The 23614-nt window shown below is 67.6% G+C and carries 20 protein-coding genes and 1 other RNA gene; 9 read left to right on the top strand and 12 right to left on the bottom strand.

Annotation, left to right across the window (positions count from 1 at the left end):
• Positions 1–37: 37 nt before the first annotated feature.
• The 9 genes from carA to hrcA all read right to left on the bottom strand — a co-directional run bounded on the left by carA (position 38) and on the right by hrcA (position 11651).
• Positions 38–1165, bottom strand: coding sequence for a glutamine-hydrolyzing carbamoyl-phosphate synthase small subunit (gene carA, locus AX730_RS02830; RefSeq protein ID WP_062351644.1), 1128 nt, complete (start codon positions 1163–1165; stop codon positions 38–40).
• 225 nt (positions 1166–1390) lie between these two features.
• Positions 1391–2110 (bottom strand): 4-hydroxy-tetrahydrodipicolinate reductase, encoded by a 720-nt coding sequence (dapB, locus tag AX730_RS02825; RefSeq protein WP_062351642.1) that lies wholly within the window; start codon positions 2108–2110, stop codon positions 1391–1393.
• Positions 2111–2163: 53 nt separating this feature from the next.
• Positions 2164–3474 (bottom strand): sensor domain-containing phosphodiesterase, encoded by a 1311-nt coding sequence (locus AX730_RS02820; protein WP_062351639.1) that lies wholly within the window; start codon positions 3472–3474, stop codon positions 2164–2166.
• 126 nt (positions 3475–3600) lie between these two features.
• Entirely contained in the window at positions 3601–4728 is a 1128-nt protein-coding gene (locus AX730_RS02815) for a prephenate dehydrogenase (protein WP_083537673.1), read from the bottom strand.
• A 19-nt stretch (positions 4729–4747) separates the two neighbouring features.
• On the bottom strand, positions 4748–6625 hold the full coding sequence (locus AX730_RS02810) for a DUF3857 domain-containing transglutaminase family protein (RefSeq protein ID WP_062351636.1): 1878 nt from the start codon (positions 6623–6625) through the stop codon (positions 4748–4750).
• 167 nt (positions 6626–6792) lie between these two features.
• Positions 6793–7914, bottom strand: coding sequence for a molecular chaperone DnaJ (gene dnaJ / locus AX730_RS02805; RefSeq protein WP_062351633.1), 1122 nt, complete (start codon positions 7912–7914; stop codon positions 6793–6795).
• Positions 7915–8011: 97 nt separating this feature from the next.
• Positions 8012–9931 (bottom strand): molecular chaperone DnaK, encoded by a 1920-nt coding sequence (gene dnaK, locus AX730_RS02800; RefSeq protein WP_062351630.1) that lies wholly within the window; start codon positions 9929–9931, stop codon positions 8012–8014.
• 107 nt (positions 9932–10038) lie between these two features.
• Complete coding sequence (grpE, locus tag AX730_RS02795) at positions 10039–10560, bottom strand: nucleotide exchange factor GrpE (protein ID WP_062351719.1); 522 nt, start codon at positions 10558–10560, stop codon at positions 10039–10041.
• A 41-nt stretch (positions 10561–10601) separates the two neighbouring features.
• Positions 10602–11651 carry a heat-inducible transcriptional repressor HrcA gene (gene hrcA, locus AX730_RS02790; RefSeq protein WP_062351627.1) on the bottom strand — a complete coding sequence of 350 codons (1050 nt, stop codon included), beginning with the start codon at positions 11649–11651 and terminating at the stop codon, positions 10602–10604.
• Positions 11652–11741: 90 nt separating this feature from the next.
• Between hrcA and recN the strand changes: the two genes are divergently transcribed.
• Complete coding sequence (gene recN, locus AX730_RS02785; protein ID WP_062351624.1) at positions 11742–13409, top strand: DNA repair protein RecN; 1668 nt, start codon at positions 11742–11744, stop codon at positions 13407–13409.
• A gap of 101 nt (positions 13410–13510) precedes the next feature.
• Here the strand turns inward: recN and fur are convergent, their stop codons facing one another.
• On the bottom strand, positions 13511–13915 hold the full coding sequence (fur, locus tag AX730_RS02780) for a ferric iron uptake transcriptional regulator (RefSeq protein WP_062351615.1): 405 nt from the start codon (positions 13913–13915) through the stop codon (positions 13511–13513).
• Positions 13916–14017: 102 nt separating this feature from the next.
• On the opposite strand from fur, the gene AX730_RS02775 reads away from it, so the two are divergent.
• Positions 14018–14419, top strand: a complete 402-nt coding sequence (locus tag AX730_RS02775; RefSeq protein ID WP_062351613.1) for an outer membrane protein assembly factor BamE — start codon at positions 14018–14020, stop codon at positions 14417–14419.
• Positions 14420–14431: 12 nt separating this feature from the next.
• On the opposite strand, the gene AX730_RS02770 is transcribed toward AX730_RS02775, so the two are convergent.
• Together AX730_RS02770 and AX730_RS02765 are read right to left on the bottom strand one after the other, a co-directional pair.
• On the bottom strand, positions 14432–14677 hold the full coding sequence (locus tag AX730_RS02770; RefSeq protein ID WP_062351611.1) for an RnfH family protein: 246 nt from the start codon (positions 14675–14677) through the stop codon (positions 14432–14434).
• 1 nt (position 14678) lies between these two features.
• A complete protein-coding gene (locus AX730_RS02765; RefSeq protein ID WP_062351716.1) occupies positions 14679–15107 on the bottom strand; it encodes a type II toxin-antitoxin system RatA family toxin in 429 nt (142 codons plus the stop codon).
• Positions 15108–15148: 41 nt separating this feature from the next.
• Here AX730_RS02765 and smpB point away from each other — a divergent pair, with 41 nt between their 5' ends.
• The 7 genes from smpB to AX730_RS02730 all read left to right on the top strand — a co-directional run.
• A complete protein-coding gene (smpB, locus tag AX730_RS02760; RefSeq protein WP_062351608.1) occupies positions 15149–15637 on the top strand; it encodes an SsrA-binding protein SmpB in 489 nt (162 codons plus the stop codon).
• A gap of 228 nt (positions 15638–15865) precedes the next feature.
• Positions 15866–16219, top strand: a transfer-messenger RNA (tmRNA) gene (gene ssrA, locus AX730_RS02755).
• Positions 16220–16349: 130 nt separating this feature from the next.
• Entirely contained in the window at positions 16350–17030 is a 681-nt protein-coding gene (locus AX730_RS02750) for a DUF3348 family protein (RefSeq protein ID WP_083537671.1), read from the top strand.
• The gene (locus tag AX730_RS02745) at positions 17027–19114 is read left to right on the top strand and encodes a DUF802 domain-containing protein (RefSeq protein ID WP_062351606.1); all 2088 of its coding nucleotides are present in this window, start codon (positions 17027–17029) and stop codon (positions 19112–19114) included. The genes AX730_RS02750 and AX730_RS02745 overlap by 4 nt, the downstream gene beginning before the upstream one ends.
• Positions 19111–19752, top strand: coding sequence for an OmpA family protein (locus AX730_RS02740; RefSeq protein WP_062351603.1), 642 nt, complete (start codon positions 19111–19113; stop codon positions 19750–19752). The genes AX730_RS02745 and AX730_RS02740 overlap by 4 nt, the downstream gene beginning before the upstream one ends.
• Positions 19752–20378 (top strand): DUF2894 domain-containing protein, encoded by a 627-nt coding sequence (locus tag AX730_RS02735; RefSeq protein WP_062351600.1) that lies wholly within the window; start codon positions 19752–19754, stop codon positions 20376–20378. Before AX730_RS02740 ends, AX730_RS02735 begins: the two co-directional genes overlap by 1 nt.
• Positions 20379–20548: 170 nt before the next feature.
• A partial coding sequence (locus tag AX730_RS02730) for a hypothetical protein (RefSeq protein WP_062351597.1) occupies positions 20549–23614 on the top strand: 3066 nt, incomplete at its 3' end.

Below are 23614 nucleotides of genomic sequence, written 5' to 3'. Positions count from 1 at the left end.
GGTAAACACAGGTGGTGCGGTTCGGTGCTGCGTTGGCTCAGCGCGCGGCGTCCATCGACTGGACGAAGCGGTCGAACAGCGGTGCGACGTCATGCGGGCCCGGCGATGCTTCCGGGTGGCCCTGGAAGGAGAACGCGGGGGCATCGGTCAGTTCGATGCCCTGGTTGGTGCCATCGAACAGCGAGCGGTGGATCACCCGCACGTTGGCCGGCAGTGACGCTTCGTCCACCGCGAAGCCGTGGTTCTGCGAGGTGATCATCACGCGGCCGCTGTCGAGGTCCTGTACCGGGTGGTTGGCGCCGTGGTGGCCGTGGCCCATCTTCATGGTCTGCGCGCCCGCGGCGAGCGCCAGCAGCTGATGACCGAGGCAGATGCCGAAGGTCGGCACCTGCTTCGCGATGAATTCGCGGATCGCGGTGATCGCGTAATCGCACGGCGCCGGATCGCCCGGACCGTTGGACAGGAACACACCGTCGGGCTGCAGCGCCAACACATCGGCGGCACTGGTCTGTGCGGGCACGACGGTGACGTCGCAGCCGCGCTCGGCCAGCATGCGCAGGATGTTGTGCTTCACGCCGAAGTCGTAGGCCACGACCTTGAACTTCGCCGGCGCTTGCACGAAGGCGTTGCGGTCCAGATCCAGCTGGCCATCGCGCCACGGATAGGCCTTGTCGGTGGTGACCACCTTCGCTAGGTCCATGCCCTTCAGGCCGGGGAACTTGCGAGCGGCTTCCAGCGCCTTTTCGACATCCAGGTCATCGCCGGCCATCAGCGCGCCGTTCTGGGCGCCGCGTTCGCGCAGGATGCGGGTCAGCTTGCGGGTGTCGATGCCGGCGATGGCGACGATGCCGCGTGTCGACAGCCACTCCGGTAGCGCCTGCTGGTTGCGCCAGCTGCTGGGGCGGCGCGGCACGTCACGCACGATCAAGCCGGCACACCAGACCTTGGATGCTTCGTCGTCCTGGTCGGTGCAGCCGGTGTTGCCGATATGGGGATACGTCAGGGTGACGAGCTGGCGGGCGTACGACGGGTCGGTCAGGATTTCCTGGTAACCGGTCATGGCGGTGTTGAAAACCACTTCGCCGACCGAAAGGCCGTCTGCGCCTACGGATTCGCCCTCGAATACGGTGCCGTCTTCGAGTACGAGAATTGCGGGTCGTGTCACGGGGTTCGCCTTGGGGTGAAGGAACCCTGCCCCACCGACTTGCGGCTGCAAGAAACCGCGAACGCGGCTTTTATCCGGTCCGTGGCGATGGGTAACAGGCGAGGGCGAATTGTACGGGGATGGCCTGTTCAGCGCTACCTTTTTTTCCCTCGTCAGACCATTGGCAGACCGCTGGCGGAGAACGTGTTCAGGTTTGCGCGTCGCGTTGACACGCGGACAATGCACTCAATCGAGCAGGTCGCGCACCCGATAGCGGCCGGCCGGTCGGTCGACCAGCCTGGACGCCACATGCAGCGCGCCACGGGCGAACACATCGCGGTGGGTCGCACGGTGGACCAGTTCGATGCGCTCTCCAAGGCCAGCGAACTGCACCGTATGTTCGCCGACGATGTCGCCCGCCCTCAGGCTGGCGTAATGGACCTCGGCACCGGCACTGCCAGCCGCCTGCCCCAGGGTCAACGCGGTCCCGGAAGGCGCATCCTTCTTGTGGACATGATGCGATTCCACGACATCCACATCCCATCCCGGCAATACGACGGCCGCCCGCTCCACCAACTCGGCCAGCACGGCGACGCCCAGGCTGAAGTTCGTCGCCCAGACCAACGGGATGCGCACAGCCGCCTGCGTCACGGCCGTCATCTGTGCGTCGGAAATTCCCGTCGTGCCTGAGACCAGCGGCGCACCACGCTCGACACACAAGGCGAGGATCGGATCGAAGCCATCCGGCAGGCTGAAATCGACCGCGACATCGAACGCCGGCACACCGGCCAATTCGCTGGCGGCGAAATACGGCACGCCGTCGACGACGCGCGGCGACGGCGAACGTCGCGTGACCGCGGCGACCACCTGATAGCCGGCCGACGGCTCAGCCGCCAGCCGCAGCAGCGCCTGCCCCATGCGTCCGGAGGCGCCGTGGATGAGAAGACGTGTCGGTGTGGTGTCCATGCCTGCATGGTATCCGCCCGTCGCGGCGCTGGCGACCACGGCACCCGTCGGCCTCAAGGCACCTCGGGGTGCCCGAGATGGTAACCCTGCGCATAGGGCACGCCGAGTTGCTTGAGGGTTTCAAGCTGTTCCGGTGTTTCCACGCCTTCGGCCACGATCTCGGCGCGGGTGCCGCGTGCGAACGTCAGCAGGGCGGCTATCAACGACTGCATGCGCGGCCGCTGGTCGACCTCGCGCACAAGGGTGAAATCCAGTTTGATGATGTCCGGCGCCAGGCGCAGCACATGACGCAGGCTGGAGAATCCCGCGCCGGTATCGTCGACGGCGATACGCATGCCCAGTGCCTGCAGGGCGGAAAGGCATGCGTTGAGCTGCGTGTAATCCTCGACCGGCGTGTGTTCGGTGATCTCGAGTACCAGCCGGTGCGGCTCATGCGCCTCGAGCATGGCCTTGAGTTCGGCGCTGCAGACCGTTTCCGGCGACACGTTGATCGCGAGGTAGGCATCCGCGGGAATGCGCGGGAGATGACCGAGCGCCACGCGTGCCGCCGCCAGTTCCAGCTCGATGCTCATGCCGTGGCGGGCGGCTTCCTCGAACCATCGCCCGGTCGACATGTCGTATTCCACCGGAAACCGCGCCAGCGCTTCGTAGCCGACAATCGCGCCGTCCTCCAGACGCACGATCGGTTGCAGCGCGGCACTCAGCTGCGCATCGCCCAGTACCGCATGCAGGCGCGCGCGCGCCTCGCTGGACTGTTGCCGATCGCGCTCACCCTGCCCTTTCCTCTGTTCGAGCGCTGCACGCATCTGTGCGTGTTCGATCGCCTTGTACAGGCTGGCGGCGACCAGCGTACTCAGCTGGTCGAGCGTGCGTTGATCGGTATCGCCGTAAGCACCCGGCGTCGTGGAGACGACCTTGAGCACGCCCACCGCCTGTCGCCGGAAGTACAACGGCGCCACCAGCATGGAGCGCAGGCCGACGTTGCGGCAGGCGTCGCGATTGACGCGTGGATCGGTTTCGCTGTCGTCACAGCGCAGCACGCGCCCTTCCTCCAGGCATCGGCCGGACAGGCTGCCCTGCACCGGCAGCATCAGGCCGACCTGATTGCCGGCGATGCCGCTCGCCGACCAGTAGCGCATCTTGTCGCCGTCGCGGATCTCCAGCACCGCGCCCGCCGAGCGTGTGAGTTCCTGCGCGCGATACGTGATCGCATCGACCACATCCTGGGGGTCCGGACCTGCGGCAGCGATCTCGCTCTGCGCCGCCACGATCCGCGTCAGCAGCGCGACCGCATCCTCCTGGGCCATCGCGGCGGCGGCGGGCCGCACGGATGAAAGCGAAACCAGCTTGTTCTCTTGGACCATCTCCGTCACTCCCTGCGGATGATGAGCGCCAGGACGCGCACGCAGCCCGACAGGCACGATGCTAGAGCCTGTCATGTCACAGTGTCGAGTAAACCGGTTTACTTGCGCGCAGGTTGTCCAGTATCGCTATGCAGCGCCCTGAGGCAGGACACGACCGAGTTGGTTCGCGACGATGTCATCGATCGTGCGCTGCAATGCGTCCGCATCCACCTCGGCATCGAAACCGATCCGGAAATGCACGTCGCCTTCGGGCGTGCGCGAGGAATGGATGGACGACAGGCTGACAGCGTGGCGCTCGAAGACATCCAACAGGGCCCGGAGCGAGCCGGGCCGATCTTCCGGCAAATGCACGCTGAGCGCCTTCGCACCCGCAAGATCGGCGAGCAGGTAACCGATCCGTTCGTAACTGTAATTGCCTTCGGCGAGGGCGGCGTCGCCCATGGCCGTGCGGTTGTCGCGCAGGAACTCATCGCGGAAATGCGCTCGGGCAGCATCGGTACCGTCGCCGACCAGCGAGGCCATGCGCGTGATCTGCTCGCCCAGCGCACGCAGGATTTCCCCTGCATGCGGATTGCCGAACTGGATGTCTTCGTAGATCGCGGGATTCAACGACAGGATGCGCGCCATCACGGCGGCATCCATTTCGAACGACGCCGAGCGGAACGGCATCACGGCCGCGAGATCGCCCACCTGTGCGGCCTGCCCCCTCAGGACGCCCGCCTGCGCCAGATGGGTCGCGTGGACCATCGCCTGCACCAGCGCCATGACCCGGTCATGCTGTTCGGGCAAGGCGCGCACGCATTCGGCATCGAGCGCGTGCACCAGACGGTCCACCCAAGTGCGCCACTGATCCAGCCTGGCTTCGCACAGCACCATCACCCGGCCTTTCAGCGTCGGCGCTTTCGGCGGTGCAGTCATCGGATGCAGCCCGACGACCTCCGCCCGTGAGCGCAACATCGTGTCCACGGGCACGGACTTGATGGACGTGACGTCCAGCCACAACTTGCCGGCCTCGCTGCCCGCCGCCAACGCCGTGTAGCGTTCGATCACCGCGGCGGTACGCCGGATGGGGATGGAGAACACCAGCACATCGGCATGCCGCACGAGGTCGGCCTCGCCGGTGGATGACACGTCCGCCGGATCATGGCCGATGACCTGCAACCCCATCCTGTCCTGGAAGAAGCGTTGCAGCCAGCGGCCATAGGCACCGGCGCTGCCGACGATGCCGATCAGCGGCCGACCAGACACCTCCATGGCATGCCTTGCATGGGGCTCAGTCGGCACCGGCGTCCGCCCCCAGATAGACGATCTGCTCACGCAGGCCGGGCATGAGGCGCTGCATGGTCCGCGCGTAGGCGGCGTTGTAGTCGGCCGAACACACGGGCCCCGGCGTGCGGTCGTCCAGCCGCCGGCTGATGCGGATCCGGTTGCCTTCGCGCCGATGGGTCGCCCGATACGCGAGGTTGCCTTCTTCCACTTCGATGTCGCGTGGCAGCGTGGCGATACGCACGGCAGCGGGAAACTCGATCACGTAATCCTCTTCCGAGTAGATGCCGCCGCAGCCGCTTTCGCCGGGCGGCTGCTCGCTGCTGCCGACGCCACGGGCCACGATGCCGCCGATCGGCGCGAAGCTGATGAACCACGGCTGCGGCTGCATGCCACCGGACGTGGGCAGCATGCGCGCCACCTCGAAATCGGCGTCGATGCTGAAATCGTCCTGCAGCGGACCCGCATCTGGGTAACGGACGCTTCCCTTCGCCGTCAGTGCCATGCGTTCGAAGTAGCGGCGTACCATCTTGTCGGCCTCGGCAGCCGGCAGGTCGCGGAACTGGTCACGCGCCGCCACCGCCAGTCGCCCGCTCAGTTCGACGCGCTGCGTGCCCTTGATCGAACCATCCGCGGCGACCCGCAGTTCGGTGGTCAGCTTCTGGCCGTCGCGTCCGGCCTCCCGCAACGGCGTCATCGCATCGTCGTGGTGCCCTTCGACCAGCAGCACCGGCTTGCCGGCGGAACCCCCGGGCAACGACCCGAACGGGACCGTCGCCGCAGTGGAATCGGCATACAGGTCCAGGCTGGGGATATAGGTGATGACATGGTTGACCACGGAAGCTACCGGCACCTTCGGCAAGGTATAGGTGCCCCCCGCATTGATCAGTGCCTGCGTACTGGGAATCCCCTTGGCCGACAGCAGCGCCTGCAGCAGCGTCGCGTGGTCCTTGCAGTCGCCCATCCTGTTGTCCAGCACCGCATCGAGGTCGCGTGGCACCACGGCGCCCAAGCCGATGCAGTTGCCGGCGTAGGTGATGTTGCGCGACACCCATTCGTACAGGCGGCGCGCCACCTCGCGCGGATCGCGGGCATCGCCGGCGACTTCGTCCGCCAGGGTCCGGATACGTGGTGTCGGCACGGCCTTGGCGTTCGCCGGCCCGCCATAGGCCTGCGCGATCTGCGCGTAATCGCGGAAGGTCGAATAGGCATAGCCGGGATAGCGTTCGTGATTGAACACGCTGTCCCGCAGGCTTTCGCGCGCCACCGGCGTGCGATTGCGCCATGTCCATTCGATCACGCGACGGCCGTCGCGCTCCCGTCGGCTCTCCTGCATCTGCCACTGCTGGTGGCTGGCCTGCAACGTGGCGGGTGCATCGACGGTGATCTTGACGTCACCGTAGTACTGCGAGGGATTGAAGTTCTCGATCATCGAGAACTGGCCCGGAAACATCGGCTGGGAGGCCGTCAGGCGATAGGCGAACACGGTGGTGTCGCCCTGCGCCAATGCCGGGAAGACCACGGTCAGCGTGGTGAGGTCGGAGTAGACCGGAGAGTCGCCACCCTGACCGGAGGCGGCCTGCACTTGATAGTTGCCGGACGGCACATCGATCCTGCGACCATCGGGTTTGAGCGTGTAGGCCGCGACGACGTCGGCCTTCTGGATGCTGGTGCTGTAACTGACCGATGCCGTCTTCGCGGCTTCAAGCGCGCTTTCCTTCAACACCTTGATCGCCGTCTCGCGCGTTTCGACATAGCTGCCGTCCGCGTTGACCAGGTAGGCGACGCGCTCGTGCTCGGTCTGCAGGGCGCGGTCGTCCGCCGCGTGCGCCGACACCGTCCCCAGGCCAGCCAACAGGCAAGCCAGCATGGCGCTTCCCTTCATCCCCACTCCTGTCCCCGTCCGCATGTCCTGCGTCCTCCCTGTCCGATGGTGAGCCCCGCCGGCTGGCGAGGACGTCATCGTAGCAACGGCGGAAGGCGCCCGGCGCTGGACGAGAAAACGCCCGGACGGTGCCGGGCGTTTCGGACTCACGATCCCACCGCGGGACCTCAGGATGTCATGCGGCCCCAGAAGCCCTTGACGCCATCGAGGAAGGTTGCCGATTTCGGGGAGTGCTTGCGCGCCTCCTCGCCGCTGAAGGTGGCCTCGAACTTCTCCAGCAGCTCGCGCTGCTCGGCCGTCAGGTTGACCGGCGTTTCCACCATCACGCGGCAGTACAGGTCGCCCTCGCTTCGGCTGCGCACGGACTTGACGCCCTTGCCGCGCAACCGGAACAGCTTGCCGGTCTGGGTTTCGGCGGGAATGCGGATTTCCGCCTCGCCATGCAGCGTCGGCACGCGCACGGTGTCGCCCAGGGCGGCCTGCGAAATGCGGATCGGCACTTCGCAATGCAGGTCGTCACCGTCGCGCTGGAAGATGTCGTGCTCGCGCACGCGCACTTCCACGTACAGGTCGCCCGGCGGCGTACCCGGCGGACCGGCCTCGCCTTCCCCGGTCAGGCGGATGCGATCGCCGTTGTCCACGCCGGCCGGGATCTTGACCGACAGGACCTTCTCTTCCTCGATGCGACCGGCGCCATGGCACTCGGTGCAGGGATTCTTGATGGTCTGGCCGCGACCACCGCAGGCCGGACACGCTTGTTGCATCGCGAAGATGCCGCGTTGCATGCGGACGTTGCCACGCCCGCCGCAGGTCGTGCAGGTGTCGACCTTGCCGTCCGCCGAGCCCGACCCCTTGCAGGGCTCGCAGGCCGCCAGGGACGGGATCTCGATGCGTTTCTCGGCCCCGGCGACGGCCTCCTCCAGGTCCAGCTCCATCACGTAGCCGACATCGGCGCCGCGACGTGCGGCGCGCGCACCGCCTCCGCCGAAGATGTTGCCGAAGATGTCGCCGAAGATGTCGCCCATGTCCGGACCGCCGGGACCGCCTCCGCCGCCCATGCCATGCTCGAAGGCGGCATGCCCATGCGCATCGTAGGTGCGCCGCTTGGCGCCGTCCGACAACACTTCGTAGGCTTCCTTGCATTCCTTGAACGCCGCTTCCGCCGCGGCGTCACCCGGGTTGCGGTCCGGGTGATGCTTCATCGCACAGCGGCGATAGGCCTTCTTCAGGTCTTCGTCGCTGGCGTCCCGGGCCACACCCAGGACTTCGTAGTAATCGCGCTTGCTCATGTGTTGTCAGGCTGGTCTCGCTGGGTCGCCGGATGGCAAAACGGGAGGCCGTGGCAGGCCACGTCTCCCGTTCGCCGCATCCCTCCGTGAGTCGGGATTACTTCTTGTCGTCCTTGACTTCGGTGAACTCGGCATCGACCACGTCGTCGGCCGGCGCAGACGCGCCACCGGCTGGACCACCGCCGGGCTGGTCGGCCGAGGCCGCCGCCGCGTACAGCGACTGCCCAGCCTCTTCCAGCGCCTTCGCCTTGGCCTCGATCTGTGCCTTCTCGTCGCCCTTCATCGCGGTTTCAAGATCGGCCAGCGCCGCCTCGACCTTGCCGATCACGTCACCCGGCACCTTGCTGCCATGCTCGGTGATGGCGTTGCGGGTGGCGTGGATCAGGCCATCGGCGTGATTGCGTGCCTGCACCAGTTCCTGGAACTTCTTGTCTTCCTCGCGGTGCGCCTCGGCGTCGGCGACCATGCGCGCGATCTCGTCCTCGGACAGGCCCGAGCCAGCCTTGATCTCGACCTTCTGTTCCTTGTTGGTCTTCTTGTCCTTGGCGCTGACGTGCAGGATGCCGTTGGCGTCGATGTCGAACGACACTTCCACCTGCGGCATGCCGCGCGGTGCGGCATCGATGCCGGACAGGTCGAACTTCGCCAGCGACTTGTTGAAGCGGGCCTGCTCGCGCTCGCCCTGCAGCACGTGCACCGTCACCGCGGACTGGTTGTCCTCGGCGGTGGAGAAGGTCTGCGAGGCCTTGGTCGGGATGGTGGTGTTCTTCTCGATGATCTTGGTGAACACGCCGCCCAGCGTCTCGATGCCCAGCGACAGCGGGGTCACGTCGAGCAGCAGCACGTCCTTGACGTCGCCGGCCAGCACGCCGCCCTGGATCGCGGCGCCGAGGGCGACCGCTTCGTCCGGATTGACGTCCTTGCGCGGGTCCTTGCCGAAGAACTCGGCCACCGCCTGCTGCACCTTCGGCATGCGGGTCTGGCCGCCGACCAGGATCACCTCGCCGATGTCGCTGGCGCGCAGGCCGGCATCGTTCAGCGCGATGCGGCACGGCTCGATGGTCTTCTTCACCAGGTCTTCCACCAACGCTTCCAGCTTGGCGCGGGTCAGCTTGATGTTGAGGTGCTTCGGGCCGGAGGCGTCAGCGGTGACGTACGGCAGGTTCACTTCGGTCTGCTGCGTGCTGGACAGCTCGATCTTGGCGCGCTCGGCAGCGTCCTTCAGGCGCTGCAGCGCCAAGGGATCCTTGCGCAGATCGATGCCCTGGTCCTTCTGGAACTCTTCCACGAGGTAGTCGATGACGCGCTTGTCGAAGTCTTCGCCACCCAGGAAGGTGTCGCCGTTGGTCGCCAGCACTTCGAACTGCTTCTCGCCGTCGACGTTGGCGATCTCGATGATCGACACGTCGAACGTGCCGCCGCCCAGGTCATAGACGACGATCTTGCGGTCCGCGCCGCCCTCGCCCTTGTCCAGGCCGTAGGCCAGCGCAGCGGCGGTGGGTTCGTTGATGATGCGCTTGACGTCGAGGCCGGCGATCTTGCCCGCGTCCTTGGTCGCCTGGCGCTGGCTGTCGTTGAAGTAGGCCGGCACGGTGATGACGGCTTCGGTGACGGTCTCGCCCAGGAAGGCTTCGGCCGTCTTCTTCATCTTCTCCAGGATGCGCGCGGAGATTTCCTGCGCCGACAGCTTCTTGCCGTCGTTGGTCTGCACCCAGGCATCGCCGTTGTCGTGCGCGATGATGTCGTACGGGACCAGATCCAGGTCCTTCTTCACTTCGGCGTCGGTGAACTTGCGGCCGATCAGGCGCTTCACCGCGTAGAAGGTGTTCTTGGGATTGGTCACCGCCTGGCGCTTGGCCGAGGCGCCGACCAGCACTTCGCCGTCCTTGGTGTAGGCGACGATGGAGGGCGTGGTGCGGTCGCCTTCCGAGTTCTCGATGACGCGGGCCTTGCCGCCGTCCATGATCGCCACGCACGAGTTCGTCGTGCCCAGGTCGATGCCGATGATCTTGCCCATGATGGATGTCGCTCCTAGCAAATTCTGTTTGGATCCGGCGATTGGCCGGGTGGATGGTCCCGATATAGGGGTGCGATGGCGCCGTTCAAGCACCTTCGCGCGGGTGTTCAGTCGTGCTTGGCCACGACGACCAGCGCCGGCCGCAGCAGGCGGCCGTTGAGCACGTAGCCCTTCTGGAACACCTGCACCACGCTGCCCGGGGCAGCGCCTGGCGCATCGGCCTGGCTGATGGCCTGGTGGTGGTCCGGATTGAAGGCTTCGCCGGTCGGATCGAGCAGCGTCAGGCCGTTGTCGCCGGCCACCTTGAGCAGCTGCTTGAAGGTCAGCTCCAGGCCGTCCTTCAACGGGCTCGGCTCGGTGCCGGCGGCGCTCAGTCCGGCATCCAGGCTGTCGAACACCGGCAGCAGGTCGCCCAATAGGCGTTCGTTGGCGAACTTGCGGGCCTGTTCGATATCGCGGGCCACGCGCTTGCGCTGGTTCTCCAGGTCGGCGCGTTCCAGCAAGGTCGTCGCGCGCAACTGGTCCAGCTCGTTGCGCAGGGTTTCCAGCTCCGCCAGCAGCGCGGCGTCGGTGTCGGAGGACTCGGGCGGCAGGCCGTGGGTGGCGTCGTGGTCGTTCTGTTCGTTCATTTCGGTTCCCTGGCGGCAGGTCCAGCCGCCCAACCGGGAACCTATGGGGCCGTGGATTCCGGATTCAAGGCCGCGCCCAGCACATCGGCGGCCGCCTGCACCACCGGAATGACCCGGTCGTACGCCATCCGGGTAGGCCCGATCACGCCCAGCACGCCCAGCACCTGCCCGCCCGCCATGTAGGGCGCGGTGACCACGGACACGCCATCGTGCGGTGCCAGCCCGGTGTCTTCGCCGATGAAGATGCGCACGCCCGGCGCGCGGATCGTGCGTTCCAGCAGCTGCAGGATCTCGCGTTTGCGGGCGAAGGCCTCGAACAGGTCGCGCAGGCGCTCCAGGTCGGACAGCTCCTGCACGCCCATAAGCCGGGTCTGCCCGGCCAGCACCACGTCGTCGCTGGGGGGCGTCAGTGCCTGCTCGGCCAGTTCGATGGATTCGGCCAGCAGCCCTTCCATTTCGGTCTGGGCCCGGCGCAGGTCACGCAGCAGATTGGCGCGGATTTCCGCCAGGGGCCTGCCGGCGAACTGCGTGTTCAGGTAATTGGAGATGCGTTCGAGTTCGGAGCGCTCGTACACGCGCCGTGTCTCGATCACGCGGTTCTGCACGTCGTTGTCGGCGAATACGAGGATCGCCATCACCCGCTGCCCATCCAGCGGCACGAAGTCGATGTAGCGGAAGGCGAACTGCTCGCGTCGCGGCACGCTGACCACGCCGACGAAATGGGTCATCGCCGACAGCAGCTCGGAGGCGTTGCCCAGCAGTGCCTGCGTACCCGCGCCGGCGGACAGTTCGGCGCGAAGGCGCGCTACCTCGCCATCGCCCAGCGATTTCACCTGCACCAGGCTGTCGACGAACACCCGATAGCCTTGTGCGGTCGGGATGCGGCCGGCCGAGGTGTGCGGCGAACTCAGCAGCCCGACTTCTTCCAATTCGGACAGGATGTTGCGGATGGTCGCAGGACTCACTTCCAGCCCCGCATGCCGTGCCAGCGTCTGCGACCCCACCGGTTCGCCGTCATGGATGTAGCGCGAGATCAGCGTGCGCAGCAACTGGCGGGCGCGCGGATCCAGCGGGGGCGACGGCGTGGTCATGACAGCTAGATAACGTCGGGCCAGCGGCATTGCAAGCCGGCATGGCCGGCAGTCTCAGACGATGAGCCGGCACCGCTTACAATCCGTCGCATGCTCAGACATCTCGCCATCAAGGATTTCGCCGTCGTCCGCACCGCCGAACTGGAGTTCGGCACGGGCATGACCGTCATTTCGGGCGAGACCGGGGCCGGCAAGTCCCTGCTGGTGGACGCCCTGGGCTTCCTGTCTGGCCTGCGCGCCGACAGCGGCGTGGTCCGCCACGGCGCGGAACGCGCGGAGCTGTCCGCCGAGTTCGCTGCGACGGTCGGGTCACCGGCACAGGCGTGGCTGGCGGACAACGAACTCGATGACGATGGCCAGTGCCAGCTGCGCCGGGTGATCCGTGCCGATGGCGGCTCGCGCGCCTGGATCAACGGCCGCAGCGTGACGCTCTCGCAGCTGGCCGACCTGGCCGGCCGGCTGGTGGAAATCCACGGCCAGCACGAGCACCAGGCCTTGCTCGCGCGCAACAGCCAGCTGGAACTCCTGGACGCCTTCGCCCGCAACGACCACGAGCGCAACGCCGTGCGCGAGGCCGCACGGCAATGGAATGTCCTGCTCCGCGAGCGCGAGCAGCTGTCGGGACAGGGCGATGTCTCGGACCGGATCAACTATCTCGAACACCAACTCGCCGAACTGCAACGCGAAGACCTCGCGCCGGCCGCGCTGGACACGCTGGTGGCCAGCCACCGCCGGCAGGCGCACGCCACCGGCCTGATCCAGGCCTGCGACGTGGCGTTGGGCCAATTTGCCGGCGACGACAGCCCATCGCCGACCCGCCAGTTGCAACAGGTGCGTGCCGACCTTGCCCGGCAGGCGGAACACGAGCCCCGCCTGCGCGACGTCGACGCGCTGCTCGAGGGCGCCGCGATCCAGATCGAGGAAGCGCTGTCGTTGCTGGGCCAGGTCCGCGACGACCTCGATGGCGACCCCCTCCAGCTTGATGAGCTGGAACGCAAGCTGGCCCGTGTGCACGACCTGGCCCGCAAGCACCGAGTGCCGTTGGACGGCCTGAAGGAACTGCACGACCGCCTGGCTGCCGAACTGGAATCGCTGCGCGGTGCCGGCGAGCGCCTGCTGCAGCTCAATGGCGAGATCGACGCAATCAAGGCGCTATGGCGCACGGCTGCCGCCGCGTTGACGCACACGCGCCAGCGCGCTGCCAAGACGCTCGGCGACACCACCACCGGCCTGATCGCGGAGTTGGGCATGGGCGGCGGCCGCTTCGAAATCGCCATGGAATCGCAGGATGGCGACCGGCCGGATCCCACCGGCGCCGAACGCGTGGAGTTCCTGGTCTCTGCCAACGCTGGCCAGCCGCCGCGCCCCCTTCGCAAGGTGGCGTCCGGCGGTGAACTGGCCCGCATCTCACTGGCGATCGAAGTGGCTGCACTCGGCCTGGATGCAGTGCCGACCATGATCTTCGATGAAGTGGACACCGGCATCGGCGGCGCCGTGGCCGAGATCGTCGGCCAGAAGCTGCGTGCGCTCGGCGCGCAGCGGCAGGTCCTGTGCGTCACCCATCTGCCGCAGGTCGCCGCGCAGGGACATGCGCATTACCGCGTCAGCAAGGCGCCGGTGGATGGCATGACCCAGAGTGCGGTGGAGAAGCTGGCGACGAAACAGCGCGAGGAGGAACTCGCGCGCATGCTGGGCGGCGTCGAGGTCAGCAAGGAAGCCCACGCGGCGGCCAAGCGGCTGCTCGCCAACGCGGTCTGACGCCTCCATGCTTCTTTGATGTGGGAGCGGCGTAAGTCGCGATGCAGGGCCGGTGATGCCGCATCGCGACTTACGTCGCTCCCACCGTCCTCCCCTGGATATCAGCGCTTCTTGCGCACGTAGAGCACCAGCGAGTGCTCTTCCAGTTCGTAGCCGTGCTTGGCGGCGATCTCGCGCTGCAGCTTTTCGATCTCGGCGCTTTCGAACTCGATGATCTTGCCGGTGTCCACGTCCACCATGTGGTCGTGGTGCCCGCCACGGTCGAGTTCATAGACGGCCTGGCCGCCCTCGAAATTGTGCTTCAGCACCAGGCCCGCGGCCTCGAACTGCGTCAGCACGCGGTACACCGTCGCCAGGCCGATCTCGTCGCCATGGCCAAGCAGCTGTCGATAGATGTCTTCCGCGCTCAGGTGGTGCTGGCTGTTCTTCTGCTCCAGCAACTCCAGGATGCGCATGCGCGGGTGGGTGACCTTGAGGCCGACTTTGCGAAGGTCCTGCGATTCCATGGCGTCTCCGTTCACTCTCGGTTTAGCGCCAGCTGCCTGAAGCTCGGTTGCGGCGGTCTGCGGGAGTGTATCATCGGCCCGGTTTCCCACCGTACCTGTCCAATGCGCAAATTCCTGCTGGTTGCCGTCCTCGCTTCCGCCACTGCCGGCTGCGGCATCCTCTACAAGCAGCCGATCTACCAGGGCAACCTGATCGAGAAGACGGCCGTGGACCAGTTGCAGGCGGGCCAGAGCAAACAGCAGGTGCAGTCGCTACTCGGCAGCCCGTCGATCGCCGATCCGTTCCATGCCAACCGCTGGGACTACACCGCGAGCAACCGTACCAACCGCCGCGGCACGACCGACATCAAGAACCTCACCCTGATCTTCAACGGCGACACGCTTGCCAGCTGGGAAGGCGAATACTTCCCCGAAGCCGACCTGGAATTGTCGCGCGACGTGCGCAAGTTCGGTCCGAACCTCGCCAAGGAAAAGAAGAAGGGCGGGCGCGGCCGCCGCCGCTGAGGCGGGAACGGATCAGCCGCGCGCCCTGCGCCTGCGCGCGTCCTTCGGATCGATCAGCAACGGCCGCAGCACTTCCACGCGGTCGTTTTCATTGAGCACCGTCCCGGCCGTGGCGTTCACGCCATGGATCGCGATCGCGTGCGCGCCCTCATTGAAGCCACTGGCGGCCAGCGCATCAGCCACCGTCGCACCGTCGGCCAGCTCCAGCAAGACCGAATCGAACCGGTGCGGCCACGCGCGGATCACCTCCACGCGCATGTCATTCCCCGCGGTCGGCAGCGCGCACGAAGTCGTCCACCATGCGATCCGCCAATCCCTGGAACCCCAGCGCCATCGCGGGTGCCAGCAGGCGGCTGGCCGGCTCGAACTCGAGTGTCAGCGTGACCTTGCAGGCCGACTCGTCCAGCGCATGGAAATCCCAGCGGCCATGCAGCTTGCGGAACGGGCCGTCGACCAGGTTCATGTCGATGCGATGCGGCCTGTCCAGTAGGTTTTCGGTAGTGAACCACGTGCGCAGCGCACCCAGCCCCAGGTCCAGCCGCGCGACCAGCCGCTGCTCGCCCTGCTCGATCAGGTCGGCCGCGCTGCACCAGTCGAACCGGCGCGGGTAAGCCGCCACGTCGTTGACCAGGTCGAACATCCGGGTGGCCGAGTGTTCGACCAGGGCGCTGCGGCGGATCGTATGCATGTGGCTCGCGTAGGGTTCCGCCTTCGGCGACAATAGGACGGATGGCAAAGAAACCGGACAAGAATAAAGCAACGGGCACGATCGCGCTGAACAAGCGCGCGCGGCACGAGTACCACTTCGAAGCGCGCCACGAGGCGGGACTGGCCCTGCAGGGCTGGGAGCTGAAGGCGATCCGCGCCGGTCGCGCCAACATCACCGAGGCCTACGCGACGATCCGCAACGGCGAGCTCTTCCTGTTCGGTGCGCAGATCACGCCGCTGATCCAGGCCTCCAGCCACGTGGTGACCGACGACCGTCGCACCCGCAAGCTGCTGCTGCACCGGAACGAGATCGACAGCCTGATCGGCAAGGTCGAACGCGACGGTTACACGCTGGTGCCTACCTCGCTGTACTGGAAAGGCAACAAGGTGAAAGCCGAACTGGCACTGGCCAAGGGCAAGCAGACCCACGACAAGCGCGCCACCGAGAAGGACCGCGACTGGGCGCGCGAGAAGTCGCGCGTGATGCGCCGGCACAATCGGGATGCGTGATTCCATCGCGTGACGCGATGGAATCCCCAGGCTTCGCCTAGCGAATCCTGGGGCCCGACGCACGCTGCCGATCCCCCATTCGCGCTGACGCGCGAATTCGCCCCCCTTTACCCAGGGGGCATGAAGGCATGGCCCATGCATCATGCAGCTGAACGCGCCAGCCGCGTCGCCTTGTCTCAACCCCACCCCGCCCCTACACTTCTCTTCGTCAGGTTGTTTCTGACTCCCGGGGGTGCACTGGCTTCGACGGGGGTTGCAAAGTTACCTGGTGCATGCCGAGGGGGCAGCTTTCCTCGTAAATCCAGCGGCAAAACTCTAGTTGCCAACGACGACAACTACGCTCTCGCCGCTTAAGGCGTAAGCCCCGAACCCACTTGTGCCCGTGCTCGTGGATGTAGGGTCATTATCACGGAACCGGCTGTGACGGCTGCCTGTCAGTCATGGCTTAACCAAAACAGGCTGGTTCCCGGATGCGCTTTGCGCGCCGTGCTGTCAGGGAACGAGACCTAACGGAGCGCTAAGCATGTAGTACCGGGGATGGCGTGCCTTCGGACGGGGGTTCAATTCCCCCCACCTCCACCATCTTGAAGAGAAGCCGGAACCGCGAGGTTCCGGCTTTTTCTTTGCCTGCCGCCGGGCTCGACTCAGATTGCTGTCGAATCCGGCATTGGCAGGTCAGCCGGCTTGGTGCTTCCTGTAAAATCACCGTCTTTTGAGCGTCATCGTGGCTTTACCGCAGCAACGGGCGGCCGTTTCGGCTCCCGCCTTCGTCCGGCAACTCGCCCGGCTGGGCGACCTCGACCTTCCTTCCACCGCCCCCGCGTTATCCGAACGGCTGGGCCAGTGGCTCGACTGGAACCGCGCCATCGCGCTGTCCCGGGCCCTCGATGGAACGCCGGCAGGCTCCCGCGACGCGATCCCGGTCGACGCCGAAGGCACCGCCTGCGCGCGCGTCCGCGCGACGCTGACCGCCGCCATCCTGCGCCGCGACAAGCTCGACGGGTTGTCCGGCGACGACGTGGCGCCGTTCCACCGCCACTGCCTGGACCTGCAGCGCTCGATGCAGGCCGCTACCGGCCAGCTGCGCGGGCGCCTGCGCGACGCGCTGGCGAAGGGCACGGCCGACCAGGCGCGGCTGGCCGAGGTCGACGCCGTCATGGAGATGACCCTCAGTCCGCGCGAGCAGACCCTGCTGGCGACCACCCCCACCCTGCTCGGCCAGCAGTTCGACCGACTGAAGCAGGCCAATGCCGATGCGGCGGACGACACGTGGCTGGCCACGTTCCGCCGCGACTTGCAGGACGTGCTGCTCGCCGAGCTCGACGTCCGCTTCCATCCCATCGATGCGCTGCTCGCCGCGCTTCGTTCTTCACCTGTTTCCGGAACACCATGAACCGACATGTCCTGCTCGCGCCCCTGTTCCTGCTGGGTCTCGCCATCGTCACCTGGATCGGGGCCGGCTACGTCGGCACGCACACGCTGGGTGCGGTGGTCACGCTGGTGATCGGCGCCTGTTACCTGGCGGGCGTGTTCGAACTGCATCGCTACCGGCAGGCGACCGACACTCTGCTGCGTGCCGTCGCGGACACCTCGGCCGCCAAGGACGGATTGTCGGCGTGGCTGTCGTCGCTGCACGCGAGCCTGCGCCCCTCGGTGCGCCAGCGCATCGAAGGCGAACGCGTCGCCCTGCCCGCCCCGGCATTGACGCCGTACCTGGTCGGCCTGTTGGTGCTGCTCGGCATGCTCGGTACGCTGCTCGGCATGATGGCGACGCTGCGCGGTACCGGCCTGGCGCTGGAAAGCGCCACCGACATCGACGCCATCCGCGGCTCGCTGGCGGCGCCGGTGAAGGGTCTGGGCTTCGCGTTCGGCACCTCGATCGCCGGCGTGGCGGCCTCGGCTGTACTCGGCCTGCTCGCCGCCCTCTGCCGGCGCGAGCGGCTGCACGCGGTGCATCTGCTCGATGCCGAAATCACCACGTCCCTGCACGCGCATTCGCAGGCGTTCCAGCGCGAGGAATCGTTCCGTCTGCTGCAGCAGCAGGCTGCGCTGATGCCGGACCTGGTGGAACGCCTGCAGGCGATGGTGGCCTCGATCGAGCAGCAGAACACCGCCGCCGGCGAACGCCTGGCGACGCATCAGCATGCCTTCCACGCGCGCACCGAAGCGGCACAGGCGCAGTGGGCCGTGTCGTTCGAGCAGACCTTGAAGGCCGGCGTCGACGCGAGCGCGCGTGCGGTGGTCGCCGCGCTGCAACCATCGACCGAAGCGACGCTGGCCGGACTCGCCCGCGAAAGTGCCGCGATGCAGAACACCGTCACCGAGGCCGTGCAGCGGCAACTGGATGGACTGAGCGCTGGCTTCGGCGCCGCTACCACGGCGGCAGCGGCCAGCTGGACCACGGCGATCGAGCAGCAGCAGCGTTCGAACGCCGCGCTCACCGGCGACATGCAGGCGCTGACCGATCGCCTGTCCAGCGCATTCGACACGCGCGCCTCCGCGCTGATCGACGGCGTGTCGTCGCGACTGGAGCGAAACGCCACCACGCTGTCGGACCGCTGGGACCAGGCGCTCGCGCAGCAGGAAGCCACCAGCGCCGGCATCGCCGCGCGCAACGAACAAGCCCTGGCCGCCCACGCCGCCGACATGCAGCGCCACGCCGCATCGCTGCTCGATGCGATCGCGTCGTCGCATGCCGAGGTCCAGCAGGCGCTCGTCGCGCAGGATGAACCGCGTCTCGCGGCGTGGGCAGAGCGGCTGGCGGCGACCGGCGCCACCCTGCAAACGCAGTGGGAGCAAGCCGGCGCACGCACCGCGATCCTGCAGCAGGACATCTGCGACGCCCTGTCGCGCAGCGCGCAGGAGATCACCTCGCAAGCGCAAGCGCACTCCACCCAGACCATTGCCGAGATCTCGCAACTCGTGCAGGTCGCTTCGGAAGCGCCGCGCGCGGCGGCCGACGTCATCGCCGAACTGCGACAGAAGCTGTCCGACAGCATGGTCCGCGACACCGCGATGCTGGAAGAACGCAACCAGTTGATGGGCACGCTGCAGACCCTGCTCGATGCGGTGAACCACGCCTCCACCGAACAGCGCGGCGCCATCGATGCGCTGATCGCCACCTCGGCCGACCTGCTCGACCGCGTCGGCACCCGCTTCACCGACCATGTCGAAGCCGAGACCGGCAAGCTCGGCGATATCGCCGCGCAGGTCGCCGCCGGCGCCACCGAAGTCGCCAGCCTCGGCGACGCACTCGGCACCGCGGTACAGCGGTTCGGCCAGTCGAACGAGGCACTGCTGGTCCGCCTGGAAGGCATCGAAGGCGCGCTCGACCGTTCGCTGGCACGCAGCGACGACCAGTTGGCCTACTACGTGGCGCAGGCGCGCGAAGTCATCGACCTCAGCCTGTCCGCGCAGCGCCAGATCACCCTTGACCTGCAACAGCTGGGCGGCGCGCAGCCGGCGGAGGCCGCGTGAGCGTCGAGACCGGTGACGACGCCGATCTCGGCGCACCCGTCTGGGCCAGCTTCGGCGACCTGATGTCGGTGCTGCTGGGCGCCTTCGTACTGGTGCTGGTCGGCGTGATCGCCGTGCAGGCGCAGCTCTCGCAGCGGCTGGACGAGGAAGTGAAACGGCGCGAGCTGGAAGCGCAGCAGCGCAAGGCGCTGGAAGAGGCGCTCGCCGAACCACTGGCCGAAGGGCGCGTGACGATCGTGGATGGCCGCATCGGCATCCGCGGCAACGTGCTGTTCGCGCTGAACTCCGACCAGCTGCAGCCGGAAGGCCGCGAGCTGCTGAAGGGCCTGGCCGCGCCGCTGGCCGGTTACCTGCGTACGCGCGACGAGATCCTGATGGTCAGCGGCTTCACTGACGACCGCCAGGTGAGCGGCAGCAACCGCCAGTTCGCCGACAACTGGGAACTCTCCGCGCAACGCTCGCTGACCGTCACGCGCACGCTGATCGCCGACGGCGTGCCGTCGTCATCGGTGTTCGCGGCGGCGTTCGGTGCCGAACAGCCGGTCAGCGCGAACGACAGCGAGGACGGCCGCGCGCGCAACCGCCGCGTCGAGATCGCGCCGATGCCGCGTCCCACCACACGCAAGGCAGCCCCCTGATGGATGGCGGCGCCCTGCCCGCTACTGCACAACTGCAGGCCTGGCGCTCGCGCGGCGCCGAGCGCATGGACCCCGTGCGCTTCGCCTTCATCGATGCATTGGCAGCGCGCACGCAGGCGCACACCGGCGAAGCGCGACGCTTGCTCGATGCACGCCTGACCCACCTGATCAGCACCTATGCCGATGATCTCGCCAGTTGGACCGCACCGCCGCAAGACGCGATCGCGTCGGCCAGCGACACCGCATTGCGCAGCGTGGTGTCTGCGCTTCAGCAACGCTCCCCCGCCACGCCGGGCGCCACCGCTGAAACGCCTTTGCCCCCGGTGCCGGCGGTGCTCGACGAGGCACGCCGGGTGTGGAGCCAGGTGCGCACCGACAGCCAACTGCGCGCCTCGCTCGACGACGTCCCCGCCGATGCCGGTCCGCTCAATTCGGGCATGCTGGTGCATCGCGCACTGCACCTGATGCGCGAGGTGTCGCCGGGCTACCTGCAGCACTTCATCGCCTACACCGACACGCTGTCGTCGCTGGAGCGCCTGCAACTCCATCTTGGCGCGCAGACCCCGGCAGGCGCAGACCCTGCGAAACCCGCCGGCCGCAGCCGGGCCCGCAAGCGCCGCAGCTAGCGTTCCCGCCTCCCGATGGGAGCGTGCCGCACGCTATCTCCGTCCGCGCGGTAGCTACGCAAGGCCTCGAAACGTAAACGCATGAACGTGCGGCGACGGTGGCCTCATCCCGAATCGCGACGCGTTGGCTGATAACGATGCCCCCGGGCTTGAGGCTAGCGAGGATCGCCATGTCGGACGCCGACACCACGCGCACGCAGGACCGGATCCTGCCGGACACGATCCCCGCGGAGGAGCGCAGCGCACTGCACGAGCGCGAAGCGGCACTGCGCCGCGATGGCGAACACACCCCCCTGCGCTCCACCGCCGGCCTGGCCCTGTCCGGCGGCGGCATCCGCAGCGCGACGTTCTGCATCGGCCTGCTGCGCGGACTGGCGCGCAACGGCGTACTGCCGCGGCTCGACTATCTGTCCACGGTGTCGGGCGGCGGCTATGCCGGCGCGGCGTTCGGGCGACTGGTCTGCGCGCTGGGCCTGACGCGTGCGCAGGCGCTGCTCCAGCGCAACGATTCGATGGCGCTGGCGTGGCTGCGCCGTTACGGCCGCTATCTGACGCCACGCGGCGCGCGCGACTACGGCGCGGCGTTCGCCACCTACCTGCGCGCCGGCATCGCCATCCATCTCGAGTTCGGCCTGATGGCCATGCTGGTGGGCTGCCTGCTGGTGCTGCCGCACTTCCTGCAGAACGACCTCAGCCTGCTCGCCACCGAGCAATGGGAAGGCTGGCCCAGTGCGTGGTGGCCGCTCGCCGCGGCGTGCTGGTTGCTGCTGGTGCCGGGCAGTCTGGTCAGTTACTGGATGCTGCGCGACGTGATTCCCGCCCCCGGGAACGCGGAGCCGAGAGGCGCACGCATCGCCTTCGGCGACCTGGTCGTCATCGCCGCCACGGCCGCGACGGCGGTCTGGATCGGCATCACGCTGTGGGCGCCCGGCTCGGGCTGGTGGCGGGCGCCGCCGTTGCTGGTGGCGCTGATGCTGGGCCTGGCCAGCGTGGCCGTGCACGGTGCGGTGCTGGCCGTGCGCTGCCTGCGCTCGCGCGGGCTGGGCCGCAGCGTGGCCAATGCGCAGTTGCGCAACCGCATGACCTCGCAACTGCGGCTCTTCAATCTGGTCACCCTGCTGCTGATCGCCGCGGGTGCGCTGGACCTGCTGAGCTGGTGGTTCATGAACGTGCTGCAGTCCGGCAGCGCGTGGGTCTACGGCGGGCTGGGCGTGGGCGGTGTGCTGCTGGCGGTGGTGCGCGCCTATGCCGAGCCGCTGCAGAAGCTGGCCAATGCCGACGACGGTCCGTCGCTGGGCATGGGGCCGCGCCTGCTGAACCTGATGGGCATGGGCGTGGCGCTGCTGTTGCTGCTGGCATGGGTGACGCTGGTGCAGTGGTGGGTGTTCGATGCGGTACTGGCGGTCGCGCAGTTGCCGGTGCTCGACAACCGCGGCGGACGACTCGGCCTGCTCGCCGCAGCGCTGGTCGCGTGGCTGCTGCTGACCGCATGGAACGCGGAGACCGCCAACACCTCATCGATGCACAACTTCTACCGCGCACGGTTGACGCGTGCCTACCTGGGCGTCGGCAATCCGGCGCGGAAGCTGGACGACATGCCGTCGCCGGGAAAGGCCGGGGCCGACAACCCGGAGCGCGTGTCCGATGTCACCAGCGTCGTGCCCGGTGATGACGTGGCACTGGCCGACTACCGGCCCGAGCTGCAAGGCGGTCCGCTGCACCTGGTCAACGTCTGCCTCAACCAGACGCGTGGCGGGCGCAGCGGTCTGTACAACGCCGACCGCAAGGGCGAGCCGATGGTGGCCTCCGCGCGCGGGCTGGAAGTCGCGCGCGAGGGCACGCCGGTGCTGCTGCAGACCGGGCTGGACACACTGGGTCGCTGGATCGCCATCTCCGGCGCGGCCGCGGCACCGGGTGCGGGCGCGTACACCACGCGTGGCTGGGCGTTGTTGCTGTTCCTTGCCGGCGCACGGCTGGGCTACTGGCTGAAGGTGGGACGCGCGCGCGCATTCCAGCCGGCGTCGCGATTCCGCGAAGCGGTGCGCGGCTCCAAGGCCGGTCGCCTGCTGTCCGAGGCGATGGGCAAGTTCCATGGCCAGAGCGCGGCGAGCTGGTACCTGTCCGACGGCGGCCACTTCGACAACACCGGCGTGCACGCGCTGCTGCGGCGGCAGCTGGACTTCATCATCCTGGCCGACTGCGGCGCCGATCCGCAGTACCAGTTCGGCGACCTGGAGAACCTGGTGCGCAAGGCGCGCATCGACTTCGGCACCGACATCGAGTTCTACACGCACGAAAGCGCGGCCCGGCTGTCGCTGCCGACCGACAGCCAGATCAACATCCTGGCGCCGGAAGACCTGCGCAACCTGTACACCGCGCGCGGCGTGCTGCTGGCGCGCATCCGCTATCCGGAGGTCGGCGGCGAGCGTCGCGTCGGTACGCTGCTGGTGGTGAAGCCCAACCTGCACTGGGCGCTGGACAGCGACGTGCTGGCCTATGCCAGCCGCAATCCGCTGTTCCCGCAGCAGCCGACGTCGGACCAGTTCTTCGACGAGGCGCAGTGGGAGAGCTACCACCGGCTGGGCGAGGATTTCGGCGAGGCATTGCATCCGCGCTGGCTGGCGCGCATTCCCGGCTGGTCTTCGCCGGTGGAAGGCGATGACGAACTGCCGCCGCTGCGTCGCCTGCAATTCCGTCCGAGTGAAGCGGATGCGCAGGCGGTGCCGTTCTGGCGCGTCAATGCGAAGACCGCGGCGCTCGGTGCCACCGTGGGCCTGGGCGTGCTGGTGACGCTGCTGGTGCCGCTGATGCAGGTGTTCGACCGCATCGAGGTCAGCCGGCAGGCGCAGGTGGACCGCACGCTGCAGCACGTCGATACGGTGACCGCCGCGCTGGACGAGTGGCAGGACACCATCGACCTGCCGCCCGCGGCCAGCGACGCGGAGAAGATCGCAATGGCCGCGCTGTACCGCCAGGTGGCCGACGTGCGCGTGGAGGATGCCGGTGACAGCGACGCGGGCGCGCTGGTGTACCGCGCGCAGCAGCAGTGCGGCATCCTGCCGGGCAAGACGCTGGGCACGTTCTGCAGGCAGGCGGCGGCGTTCGAGGACCGCGAACGGTCGGCACTATGCGGCTACGTGTGCACGCAGCCGGGCACGCGCTACTACGGCTACTGGCAAGAGAGCCGCGACATCACGCCACAGGAAGAGATGCTGCTGGACCTGTCGCCGCAGGTC

It is taken from the genome of Pseudoxanthomonas mexicana, assembly GCF_001556105.1.
Classification (GTDB): domain Bacteria; phylum Pseudomonadota; class Gammaproteobacteria; order Xanthomonadales; family Xanthomonadaceae; genus Pseudoxanthomonas_A; species Pseudoxanthomonas_A mexicana_A.
This window is presented reverse-complemented; position numbering and strand designations above follow the sequence as displayed.